The 12077-nt window shown below is 46.0% G+C and carries 12 protein-coding genes; 4 read left to right on the top strand and 8 right to left on the bottom strand.

Annotation, left to right across the window (positions count from 1 at the left end; translation table 11 throughout):
- Nucleotides 1–55: 55 nt before the first annotated feature.
- Both ACXAH6_RS00230 and ACXAH6_RS00235 read right to left on the bottom strand, forming a co-directional pair.
- Nucleotides 56–265, bottom strand: a complete 210-nt coding sequence (locus tag ACXAH6_RS00230) for a hypothetical protein (protein ID WP_474874613.1) — start codon at nt 263–265, stop codon at nt 56–58.
- A gap of 44 nt (nt 266–309) precedes the next feature.
- Nucleotides 310–1020, bottom strand: coding sequence for an arylesterase (locus ACXAH6_RS00235; RefSeq protein WP_474874614.1), 711 nt, complete (start codon nt 1018–1020; stop codon nt 310–312).
- A gap of 15 nt (nt 1021–1035) precedes the next feature.
- On the opposite strand from ACXAH6_RS00235, the gene ACXAH6_RS00240 reads away from it, so the two are divergent.
- Together ACXAH6_RS00240 and ACXAH6_RS00245 are read left to right on the top strand one after the other, a co-directional pair.
- Nucleotides 1036–1731 (top strand): ABC transporter ATP-binding protein, encoded by a 696-nt coding sequence (locus ACXAH6_RS00240; protein ID WP_474874615.1) that lies wholly within the window; start codon nt 1036–1038, stop codon nt 1729–1731.
- A gap of 1 nt (nt 1732) precedes the next feature.
- On the top strand, nt 1733–4258 hold the full coding sequence (locus ACXAH6_RS00245) for an ABC transporter permease (protein ID WP_474874616.1): 2526 nt from the start codon (nt 1733–1735) through the stop codon (nt 4256–4258).
- A 74-nt stretch (nt 4259–4332) separates the two neighbouring features.
- Here ACXAH6_RS00245 and ACXAH6_RS00250 read toward each other — a convergent pair whose 3' ends face one another.
- The 6 genes from ACXAH6_RS00250 to folX all read right to left on the bottom strand — a co-directional run bounded on the left by ACXAH6_RS00250 (nt 4333) and on the right by folX (nt 10069).
- On the bottom strand, nt 4333–4815 hold the full coding sequence (locus ACXAH6_RS00250) for a hypothetical protein (RefSeq protein ID WP_474874617.1): 483 nt from the start codon (nt 4813–4815) through the stop codon (nt 4333–4335).
- 16 nt (nt 4816–4831) lie between these two features.
- Nucleotides 4832–7237, bottom strand: a complete 2406-nt coding sequence (locus tag ACXAH6_RS00255) for an efflux RND transporter permease subunit (protein ID WP_474874618.1) — start codon at nt 7235–7237, stop codon at nt 4832–4834.
- Nucleotides 7230–8186 carry an MlaA family lipoprotein gene (locus tag ACXAH6_RS00260; RefSeq protein ID WP_474874619.1) on the bottom strand — a complete coding sequence of 319 codons (957 nt, stop codon included), beginning with the start codon at nt 8184–8186 and terminating at the stop codon, nt 7230–7232. Before ACXAH6_RS00260 ends, ACXAH6_RS00255 begins: the two co-directional genes overlap by 8 nt.
- Nucleotides 8128–8496 (bottom strand): hypothetical protein, encoded by a 369-nt coding sequence (locus tag ACXAH6_RS00265; RefSeq protein ID WP_474874620.1) that lies wholly within the window; start codon nt 8494–8496, stop codon nt 8128–8130. The genes ACXAH6_RS00260 and ACXAH6_RS00265 overlap by 59 nt, the downstream gene beginning before the upstream one ends.
- Nucleotides 8497–8782: 286 nt before the next feature.
- The gene (locus ACXAH6_RS00270; RefSeq protein WP_474874621.1) at nt 8783–9685 is read right to left on the bottom strand and encodes a TIGR01777 family oxidoreductase; all 903 of its coding nucleotides are present in this window, start codon (nt 9683–9685) and stop codon (nt 8783–8785) included.
- An 18-nt stretch (nt 9686–9703) separates the two neighbouring features.
- Nucleotides 9704–10069 carry a dihydroneopterin triphosphate 2'-epimerase gene (folX, locus tag ACXAH6_RS00275; protein WP_474874622.1) on the bottom strand — a complete coding sequence of 122 codons (366 nt, stop codon included), beginning with the start codon at nt 10067–10069 and terminating at the stop codon, nt 9704–9706.
- 74 nt (nt 10070–10143) lie between these two features.
- Here folX and ACXAH6_RS00280 point away from each other — a divergent pair, with 74 nt between their 5' ends.
- Both ACXAH6_RS00280 and tpiA read left to right on the top strand, forming a co-directional pair.
- Nucleotides 10144–11211 (top strand): AI-2E family transporter, encoded by a 1068-nt coding sequence (locus ACXAH6_RS00280; protein WP_474874623.1) that lies wholly within the window; start codon nt 10144–10146, stop codon nt 11209–11211.
- Between the two features lie 96 nt (nt 11212–11307).
- Nucleotides 11308–12060 (top strand): triose-phosphate isomerase, encoded by a 753-nt coding sequence (tpiA, locus tag ACXAH6_RS00285; protein ID WP_474874624.1) that lies wholly within the window; start codon nt 11308–11310, stop codon nt 12058–12060.
- Nucleotides 12061–12077: the final 17 nt, after the last annotated feature.

A 12077-nucleotide genomic window follows, 5' to 3' on the forward strand; every position in this document is an offset into this window, starting at 1 on the left:
GCCCCCGAGGTACATTTGATCACCTCGGGGGCTTTTTGCTATTCGCTTGAATTGATTATGCGTAGGTGTCGACGCGACCACCTACTCGTGCACTAGGATCAGGGGTACTTGATGTACTCGTTGAAGATGACGCTTCTTGCGAAGGCTGAGACTCACGAGCCGCAGGCTCAGAAGACGCCAGAGTACGAGATTGTGACGCTTGTGCCTGTTGGCTCACTTCATTGGCGATGGCCGCATTGGCTTGATTTGAACTGCTAATCTCCATCACTCACCTCTAAATGTAAAATTGTTTTCTAAGTGTAGAACAAGTTAATGCAAAATCAATGGCGTTAACTGGTCTCGCATGTGCTCGGCAATCAAGGGTTGTGCGTCGGCATTGGGATGAATTTTATCTCTCTGCATGAGCTCAGGTTTGAGCGCGACGTCAGCAAGAAAAAACGGCAACAGGGTAATGTTGTTACTTTCTGCAACGGTTTCAAAACTGTCAGAAAACAGCTTGTTATACCGGCGTCCGTAATTGGTAGGAATTTCCATATCTTGCAAAATTACGTCAGCACCAGCGGCCTTTGCCAGCTTAACCATGGCATCTAAATTATTTTGCATCTTATCGACTGGATGGCCTTGCAGGCCGTCATTACCGCCTAATTCAATTAAAACATGAGTGGGCTGATGTTGTGTTAATAAGCGAGGTAATCGGGCTAGGGCACCATCTGTGGTTTCTCCGCTTATCGCAGCATTTATTACGTCAATCCCAAGCCCCTCGTCCTGCCATATATTCTGTAACAAACTAACCCAGCCTTGTGCTTGCAATAAGCCATAACCTGCGCTTAGGCTATCTCCAAGTACTAACAATTTGGCCGAGGTTCCAGATACTTGTGCTTGTTCTGGTGTTCCATCGGTAGCGGGCGCTGGTGCAGCTAGCAGGTGATCCGAAGTGAACCAAAGCGGTATTAATAATATCAATGTGTTAAGCCATTTAGTATAACGGCTACTACGAACTAAACCATGATTCAACACCACAGTGAACACTCCTTTATGATCGAGACAAAAAACATTACTAAAATTGTGACTACGAGTGAAGGTCAGCTACAGATCCTTCAGCCAATTTCTTTTGAAGTCAAGGCGGGAGAGTCAATCGCACTGGTTGGTGCGTCGGGCTCGGGAAAATCAACGCTGTTGGGCTTGTTGGCGGGCTTGGATCAAGTATCAGACGGAGAAATTTATCTCGACGGCCAAGGCCTGCACAATATGGATGAGGAAGCTCGCGCCCAACTCCGTGGCGAAAAAGTGGGTTTTATCTTTCAAAGTTTTATGTTGGTGCAAAGTTTGACTGCACTAGAAAATGTGATGTTGCCCGCTGAAATTACTGGCCTAAAAGATGCCAAAGCACGGGCTAAATCTATTTTAGAACAAGTAGGATTGTCTCATCGCGCTAACCATTATCCCAACCAATTATCCGGTGGTGAGCAGCAGCGCGTGGCCATTGCTCGCGCGTTCATAGGCCAACCCAAGATTTTATTTGCTGACGAACCAACCGGTAACTTGGATGCGGCAAACAGTGAAAAAATTGAGTCTTTGTTATTTAGCTTAAACAAAGAACAGGGCACGACTTTGGTGCTAGTAACTCATGACGATGTGTTAGCGCAACAATGCGACCGTCAATTGCGCATGCAAGCAGGCGAGTTAACCGAAGTCACGGCGAGTGAAGAGCCTAGTCGCGAGGCGGTATAGTATGTCGATGACTTCGAATTTAGCGTGGCGTTTGTTTAAGCACGAAGCGAAACGTGGTGAGTTAACTATCATCTTGTTTGCTATCATTCTGTCTGTTGCAGCAGTGCTGTCTTTGTCATTGTTCAGCGAACGTTTGCAAGGTGCCTTGGTTGAACGTTCTGCGCAATTAATTGCGGCTGATACGCAATTGCTGTCTGACAAACCAATAAACCAAGCGTGGTTAGATGAAGCTCACAATCAGGGGCTGACGACCACTAAGCAGGTTAGCCTGCGCTCGATGGCGTTCGGCGAACAGAAAATGGGCTTGGTCGACTTGCGTGTGGTATCGGCAGGATACCCATTAAAAGGCGATGTGTTGGTCGCCGATGCGCCTTTTGGTAACAATCGAGTGGCCCAAGGTATTCCTGCACAAGGAGAAGCTTGGCTTGATTCTAGACTGTTTCAAGTACTCGACGTTGAGCTGGGTGAAAAGGTGTATATCGGTGATATTGAACTCACCATAACACAAGTACTCGGCGAAATTCCCGACGCGGGCTTCAGTTTGTTCAACACTGAGCCTGTGGTGCTGATGAATCGAGCAGACTTAGCGGCCGCTCATATTACAGGGCCGGGAAGTCGAGTGACTTACAAAGCGTTCTTCACTGGCGACAATGACGCTTTGGCAGACTACTACGAGTGGTTACGCCCTCAACTAGACGACGAACTGCATTTTTGGCGAACGGCTAAAGATGATGAGTCTGCCATAGGTCGTTCGGTGGGAAGAGCCGAGCGTTACTTCTTGCTCGCCAGCTTATTGGCAATTGTGCTGGCCGCGGTTTCAATTGCCGTTGCCGCGCAGCGCTATAGTCAGCGCCATTTCGACCCCGTAGCGATTATGAAAACGCTCGGGGCGACAAAAAGCATGATCCGCAAAGTTTATGTGATGCAGATTTTGTTTATCACGGCATTGGGTATTGCGATTGGCATTTTAGCGGGCTTCATCATTCAACAAGTGGTGGTTACGGCATTGGCTGAGCAGGTTGATGTTGCCTTAGATATTTGGCATTGGCGTCCAGTGGCTATTGCTATTTTCACTGGCAGTGTTTGTGCATTGATGTTTTCTATTTATCCTTTGCTACAGTTATTTTCAGTACCGCCATTACGAGTGTTGCGCAGAGACATGACATCCAATATGCGCTCTCGTGGTGTGCAGTTTGGTTTGTCTGGTGGCGCAATATTTCTACTCATGTGGGCATACAGTCGCGACGCACAAATTAGTGGGATTTTATTCGGCTCGGGTATTGTACTGGCTGTGTCGTTGGTTTTTGTCACCATGGGGCTCATCGCGTTAGGCCGTAAAATGGGCCAAGGCTCAATGGGTGCTTGGCAACTTGCTTGGGCGCGAATTCGTCGCCGTGCAATGGATAATTCTGTGCAACTGATCAGTTTCTCCATCACTTTAATGTTATTGCTGGTGGTTTTGGTGATGCGCAATGACATGGTTGCCCAGTGGCGCGCTCAATTACCACAAGGCACACCCAATTACTTTTTGGTCAATATCACCTCTCAGCAAAAGCCATTGCTGGACGAACATTTTGCCGAACGCAACGTGGACATAGAAACCTTTTATCCGGTTGTACGCGGTCGTTTTGTGGCGGTGAATGATGAGACGGTTAATACCGAAGTACGTAAAGAAGATGAAGAGAAACCCCGTGAAGGTAGAGACGGATTAGGAAGAGAAGCCAACCTAACATGGAGCCTCGATTTACAACACGAGAATAAGATCACGGCGGGGGAATGGCTCACTGAGTGGCATCGCACAAGCGAAGATGATTTGTATCCGGTATCGGTTGAAGAGCAAGTAGCCAAGCGCTTGGATATCAAGCTGGATGACGTACTCACGTTCAATATTGGCAGTGAAGTGGTGAAAGTACGGGTGACGAGTTTACGTGAAGTCAATTGGCAAACTATGCAGCCGAACTTCTTTTTTGTGCTTCACCCAGACGTCATGCAGGGCTTTAACCCCACTTACATCACTAGTTTTCATTTAGACAGTGATCGCAAGTCAGAGTTAACAGAGCTACTCATGCCGTTTAGTTCAATTACCTTATTTGACGTAGACGCGCGAATTAATCAGTTGCGTGAAATCGTAGATCAGGTATCACTGGCCGTTGAGTTTATCTTGGTGCTAGTACTGATAGCGGGCAGTTTGGTCTTGGTTGCGCAAGTACAAGCGAGCATGGATGAGCGTCAGCAAGAACTGGCTATTTTGCGAACGCTAGGTGCTAAAGGGCGTTTAATCCGCTTCAGCGTTATCAATGAGTTTATTATCATTGGCGTTGTTGCTGGTTTAATGGCCGCTATGTCGAATGAGATAAGTTTAGCCTTGTTGCAAAAGCAAGTTTTCAACATGGAGCCGTCAATGCACTGGGAGTATTGGTTGATTGCACCAGTTGTTGGTGCTGGTGTGGTTGGTGTGTTAGGAGCCTTGAGTTGTTGGCGTTTACTGTCACTGAATACCAGTCAGTTACTGCGTAAGATTTTGTAGAACGCTAATCCGGTACTCAGGCTACTCAATGCACTTGTGGTGCAGGGGCTGAGTACCGGAACACAGTTTGGTTGCTATTGCGACGCTTCAGTTCTTGACTCGTCCTCACGGTAAGTCCATTTCAAAAACAGCCCTAACGCGACGAGCAAAATACTGGCTGCAAATACCACTGCAACGGGGTAAAACAAGTTACCTGCCAGATCCAGTTGGCTGTATTTGATGATCATAATCAGTCCTTCAAGAACTAAAGCAATAATCACCACACTCACAAACCGAGTGACGGTGCGTCTGATCGCGGAAACTAACGACGCCTTTTCGTCATCGCCACGGTATTCTTTAAAAATCCCCATTGCCAATTCATACGTGGCTAACGCAATAAATAAATCGTTGATGCAACGAATGACACCCGATACAAACTGACCATCTTGACCCCGAGCCTCAAACGCGCCCATAAAATGAGAAATTGCAAGGCCTATCATGGTGAACGAGACCACCATGAAAAGGGCAGAAAAGCCGAAGGCAGTGGTTTTTTTTAACTGAGCTTTAAAAGAGTACAAATGACCTCCAATGAATTTACGCGTTGCGTTTTAATCGCCAGTTCAGTAAAGCTGGCAGTAGAGTTAAATCGGTAATCAGAGCCATGAGCATTGCAGTGGCCGTTAGCAAACCAAAAGATACGCTAGGAATAAAATCTGAAAATCCGAAGAGAGAAAAACCGACAGTGATGACGGTAGTGGTTATAACCAATGCCAGACCGGTATGGCCAAAGGCGTTTTTCGCCGCCGCGCGGGTGGCATCATCGTGGTTATTTTTTCTATAGGCGGATAAATAAGCGTGCACAAAGTGGATCGTGTCATCCACAGCGATGCCCATAGCGATAGCCGCGATAGTGATGGTCATAATATCTAGTGGCATGCCCAGCCACCCAATCAGGCCTAAAATACCCAGTGTGGTGAGCACGTTGGGAATCAAGGCGATAAGGCCAATGCTAAAAGAACGAAAAATCGCAAACATCACCAAGCCTAAGGCGGCATACACGATACCCAGTGTAGTAATTTGCGAGTCGAATAAGCGCGATAAAATATCCTGATACAACACAAATAGACTAGTGAGTTCATACTCTTGTGGAGTTAGCCCAACGGTGGCTAGATCAGACGTTAACTGGTTCATAAACTGCTGGCGATCTAACCCTTCGGTCGTGTCTTGAATTCGAATGGCTATGCGCAGGTCTCGTGCGTCACTGGCGTAATATGCGCCGACTAATTGATTCACTACTTGTTTGTCGAGTAAGTGAAAAATCGTTGTTAGTTCATATTCGGTAAGTGGCATGTCGTCGTTGAGTTGTTTAGCCAATTCAGTGAAGTTGACAATAGATGTGACACTGCCTGTGGCGTCGAAAGCCTTGACCGCCGCTTGGACTAAATGCAACTGATTGACCGTATCAGCAGAGAGGGTAAGATCTTGTTTTTCGTTCCCTTCATCAATATGCAGAATAATATCAAGTGCCGTTGTGCCGCCGAACTGCTGATCGATAAACGCTAATTCTTGATGCACTCTGGTGTCTTTTGCAAAGTAATCAATAAAAGAGTTTTCAACGTTGAGTTTGCTAATGCCAAGCGAGGTCACTACAAATAATCCGCTCACCAACACAACAACCGATTTGGGGTAGTGGCTTGATAGTCGATTGCATACGGAAAGTATCGATTGAATAAATGTTATCTCGTTGGTCTCGTTTTTTGCCTTTAACAAGCACAACAATGCGGGGAAGAGTAGTAAGCCAACACTCATGGTGATCAACATAGCGAAAAGCATCATCCAGCCAAATGACACTACCGGCTGCAAACCACTAAAAATCAAAGAACTGAATCCAACAGAAGTGGTGAGGGTGGCGTAAAAGCAGGGCGTGAGCTTGTCTTGCAAAGTCGCAATTACCCGTTGTTTTTGCGTAAGTTCGGGTTGTGTTCTTGCTATTTCTCTATAACTACCAATCAGGTGAATCATCACGGCTAGCGTGAGAATGATTTGCAGCGCAATAAAATTGGCCGAAATGACTGTTGCTCTTAAATCAAGTGCGCCAAAAAGTCCTATGGTCAGCAATACACTCATTGCACAAGCGACCAGTGGGAATATGACCCAACGGAGAGTGCGATAGAGTACAAGGAGCAGCACCGCGATAACGGCTAGGATAGCCAATCCGAATGTTTGCAGATCAGACTGGATAATATCAACCAAGTGTTGCCCTACAACGTAAGAGCCGCCTAGATAAGTATTTGCTCGTTTACTAACTTGCTGTGTGATGCGCTCTATTTGTTCAATTTCTTGTTTTCGCTGCTTTGACAGGGCCTGACGAATGGGGTCTGCCTTAGCTTGAAGTTCAGATAGTTGCTGCTGCTCTTCCTCGGTCAAATCACGGGTGAGCAGATGTTTGCGGATATCTGTGATTTGTTGCTCAATATTGACTAACTCGGGGTTAGCGTTGAAAACAATTTGTATAGCCGTTGCAGTATTGTCGCGGTTTACCAAAAGGTCGGTAAAAATGGGGTGCCCAGATATCATCGACTGCATTACGTTCGGTGAATAATGTTGTGTTTCCCACGTTAATGAGGCCACATCTGTTTCACCGCTCAAGGCCGATTTATCTTTTATCAAGGGAACAGTAAGGATAGAAGTGACGGCTTTTACTCGTTCCAATTGTTTCAATTCGGCTGATAAGTCGTGTAGGTCGCGAAAGGTTTGATCGCTATACAAAGCGTGAGATTGCGGCGCATAGGCAAGCAAAATAAATTCTTCGGGAGAGAAAGTCTGGTTGGCAATTTGGGTTTGAATATACAACTTGTTGTCTTTGACTAACAAGGTATCGGCCGAGGCATCTATTTTAAACTGAGAGACCATCAGGCTCGCTGCGACAATTGCAATAAAAAAAGCAACGAGAATAACCCAACGACTACGAACAATCAGATCAGCAATGCGCTTATTCATCGGTGTCTCCAGTTTTCTCTTCGGATTTTTGCGCGTTTTCCTTAGCATTGGCCTCGAACATGGCGTTGCGTCTTTGCCCTTGGATGTATTGGTTTCTGAAATACAGGTATGGGTCTTCTGCCTGTTGGTACAAAATGCGATAGGTTTCTGTTTGGCTTGAAAGGTCGTTGAAGCCTTCTACTATACGAATTTGGTAGCTTTCTGGTTTGTCAGCGAGTTGATTAATCGGGTGAAGCATGCCTTCTGCTAGCAGTGAAACAGAGCCCCTCGCATCACTGCTGCCAAGAATAGGCAATACAATATAGGTGCCGGCACCTACGTCGTAATGCTGCAGTGTATCGGCTATGGTCTGCTTTTTCTCGGGCAGGTCGAACCAAGCCGTTGCTGGATCGAAAATGCCCAGCAGCCCTATGGTTGAATTAATTAGAAATCGACCTACGTTGGTACCCGCATCCGATACCTCACCCGCAGCAAGGTTACTGAGCAGGTTTAGCGGTTCTCGCAGATTAGCAAATACATTGCCTACCTTTTCTCTTGCCACGCTAGGCACAACGTATCGATAGCCATCAGAGACTGGGAAAATAACGTACTGATAAACCACGTGGTTGAAATCAAACATAGCCCGATTGAACCCTTCAAGCGGGTCGTTGTAGACCACACTATCTGGCGAACCAGTGTTGCCGGTATTGTCACCAATGGCAACGACAGTCGGGGTAACACTGATATTGCCTTGGCTAGTCGTAATATTAACGGTTTCGCCGGCTTTTAGGCGATTAACCGTATTATCCGCTTCATTAGAATTGATTTGAGGTTCGGGTTGTGATGACGTGGGCTGTGGCGGGCTTGCACACCCTCCAAGTAGCAGAATCAGCCCAGCCAAGGCCCATAAATTAGAGGCTCGCATAGGCATGGTCATAAGCTTTTTGTAATTTTGATTGGTGGTGCTCAAGAATGTTCTCCGCTCTTTCTATGGCGTCATTTCGGTTGTAGTACCAGCCATTCTGCTGATAGTTCTTAGCTTGCTGAAGGTAATATTGGATGCGTGATAGACGCAGTCGATGGTCGCGTTTAGTTTCATCGAACGGGATCGCGCTCAAATGTTTTTCAAAATTGACAATGGTTTTGTCAGAGGTCGTGCTGCTACTGGGCAACTGAAGTTCGCTCTGAAGCAATGTATTCAAAGAATCGGTTTGACTTGCGGCAACCACGCTGCCACAGATAAATAAAGAAAGTATTGCCCACTTGATGAATCGCATCATGCTTGCTCTCCAAGTTTTTCGGCGTTACTGCTTATTTTGCCAAAGGATTAAAGTACTAGCTTGCGCTAGGTGTGTATTACGCAAGATAGACAATTCAAAGGGCGAGCCAATATTTTAAAATTCATACAAAACAAATGGTTAGTTTGTTTTTGGTGAGTGAGGTGTCGTTTTTTACCGACACCTTTTGTGTAAGAATTTCGCGATAAAGGAAAATATTACATCGCTAAATACAGAGGCTGAGAGGGGCGGCGTTCCTGCCTTATAAAGATGACATTTTCCTGAGAGGTTAATCTGGCGCGTAGATTTCAGAAAACGCATGATTGATTTCTGGGAAGCCAAACCGAAAGCCTTCTTCTTTGAGCCGTTGGGGGATCACTTTTTGCCCAGTGAGCAACAACTCAGCAGATTCTCCCATCAGCAATTGCAGGGCAAACGCAGGGACAGAAAGTAGCGTTGGGCGGTGTAATGTAAGCCCCAAGGCTTTGACAAATGTGGCGTTGTTCACCGGGTTGGGCGCTGTTACGTTATAAGCGCCGTGGCTACTGGGGTTAGTAAGCAACCACAATATCGCATTCACCATATCTTGAATATGTATCCACGACATCATTTGCTTGCCAGAGCCAATTTTTCCGCCAAGCCCGAGTAAAAATGGTAGCTCCATTTTTTTAAGAGCGCCAAAGCCACGGCCAAGCACTACACCTGTTCTCAATAAACAAACCCGTGTGTGGGGACTTTGTGCTTCCATCGCAATGCTTTCCCATCGCGCGCACAGTTCATGACTAAATTCGTGATGAATGGTGTGCTCTCGCTCGGTTACTGTGTTGCTGCCCTGTCGGCCATAATAGCCAATGGCCGAGCCAGAAATAAACACACTGGGGGGGCGATCACATTGGTTTATTCTTGCAACTAACGCTTGCGTGAGTTTCCAGCGACTATTTTCGATGCGCTGTTTTTGCTTTTTTGTCCAGCGTTTGTCGGCAATGGGTTCTCCAGCAAGATTGATAATTGCGTCGAGCTGACTAAAATCGGTAATGTCGTTCAACGAAGACGTGACTGACACACCTGCAGGTAAGATTCGCTTTGCTCTTGCAGTATCTCGGCTCAACACGGTTACTTGGTGTTGTTTAGCTAATTTAGCAACCAGATGCTGCCCAATAAAGCCAGTGCCACCGGTAAGTAAAATGTGCATTACAACCCCCAATAACGGCTACGGTTTAGTGCATGATAATGTCAGTGATACTGAGTCTGAAAAACGCAACGCATGAGGCTTATCCACTTCAACTTCGGCGAACGTTACCCAATGGTGTTCAGCTGCAATGGCCAATACGTCTGCGGTGAGCTTTTCTAGTAAATAGAAACGGTTGTCTTCGACCAAGCGAATAATCGCTTTGGTAATCGTTTTATAGTTTAGTGCGTCGTCCATTTCATCGGTGTTTGTTGCGCTTTCGGCGTTGTAATGAATTTTTACATTCACTACCACGTCCTGTTTGTTTTTGATTTCTTCGTCTTTAATGCCGATGTAGGTGCGCAAGCGCAGATTTTTAATGCGAATAGTGGCTTGGTTAAGGGTCATGAGTCTTTCGTGTGCCTATTTCTATACGAATACAATTCTGTTAGTTTGAGCGCAGTGAAATAACAAAAAGCAATATGGATATGAAATCACCTACTGCCAAAGCCTTTATTATCTTTGCCTGCCTCATCGTTATTCTGGCTGGTATCAAATCTGCCAGCGCTATCATGGTACCATTTTTTCTGTCAGGCTTTATTGCTATTGCGTGTAGCCCAATTATTCACAGAGCCACGAGATACAAAATCCCGCGCTGGTTATCCATCTGCTTAGTTATACTGATGATCGTGGTTTTTGGTTTTATGTTGGCGGGATTAGTTGGTCAGTCGATGGCTGAATTTAAAGAAAACATGCCCCAATATCAAAAGCAGTTGTCGGGTCATTTTGCTTGGACAGTAGAAAAGTTGGCGGCATTTAATGTTCATGTCGACAAAGATCTTATCACCTCTTATCTCGACCCCGGCATGGCAATGTCGATGGCGACTAACTTTTTAAGCGGAATGGGTGGCGTGCTGTCGAATTTATTCCTCATTTTGTTGACCGTGATCTTTATGTTGTTTGAAGCTGAAAGCTTTCCTCGTCGTGTTCACATAGCGTTAGCCGACCCAGATATGAAAATGCATCATATCGACCGTTTTATTAAATCGGTAAACAGTTATCTCGCCATTAAAACGGTAGTAAGTTTGTTTACTGGTTTCTTTATCGGCATTTGGCTGTGGGTGATGGGGGTTGATCATTTCTTGTTGTGGGCCGTGCTCGCATTTATGTTTAATTACATTCCCAATATCGGCTCGATTATTGCCGCTGTTCCTGCGGTGTTAATGGCCTTGGTACAGTTTGGCTTACCAGAAGCAGGTTTAGTCGCGCTGGGTTTTGTACTGGTGAACACCATTATGGGTAATGTGATTGAACCGCGTTTTATGGGGCGGGGTTTGGGCCTGTCAACGCTAGTGGTGTTTTTGTCATTAATTTTCTGGGGGTGGTTGCTAGGCAGTGTGGGGATGCTGCTGTCAGTCCCACTGACAATGATAGTTAAGATTGCCCTTGAATCGCGACCAGAAAGCCAATGGTTGGCGATTTTATTATCCAGTGACGGTGAGACCACCAAACAAGAAGTGGTGGAAGCGGAAGAAAAAATAGCAAAATAATTCAGATAAGCACTTATTGCTTGTTATTCTCCCAAAATGCAACACATCTTGTTATTATGCTTGAAACATTACAAGTGTGCGTACATAGGACTAGCAATGCGTCAAAAGGTTGTTTGCGGTAATTGGAAAATGAATAAAACAGTGGATGAGTCTGTTGTTTTAGCAAAACAAATAGTTGAAAAGTGTGATCCTGATTCCGACACCTTAGTGGCCATAGCGCCAACATTTCTTGCGTTATCTAAAGTGGCTGATGTTGTAAAGGGCACGGCTGTGAAACTCGCTGCGCAAGATGTGCACTTTGAAGACGACGGTGCGTACACCGGAAAAGTGTCGGTTGCTATGCTCAAAGCCGTTGGTGTTGAATTAGTGATTGTTGGTCACTCAGAGCAGCGCCAATATTTCCACGAAACCAATGAAACCGTGAATAAGAAAGTCCATAAAGTACTGGACGCAGGCCTCAAGGCAATTATTTGCATTGGTGAAACCCTTCCAGAACGGGAACAAGGGCATTTAGAGTCGGTGCTGTCTGAGCAAATCGTTGGTGCATATAAAGATGTGCCAGTAAGCGATGCGTTGAATACGGTGATCGCTTACGAACCCGTATGGGCTATTGGTACTGGAGTCACCGCTAGCGACGATCAGGCCCAGCAAGCCCACACATTTATTCGCACCGTTGTCGCCAGTATTTACGATGACAGAACAGCACAGGCGATAAGTATTCAGTACGGCGGTTCAATGAACCCTGCGAATGCAGAAGGTTTATTGTCTCAGTTGGATATTGACGGCGGCCTGATTGGCGGTGCTGCCCTTGACGCTGACAAATTTGCAGCCATCGTCACGGCTGGTTAACCTTGTAGCGAGCTAAG

Source organism: Alteromonas sp. ABE4_545 (genome assembly GCF_056161325.1).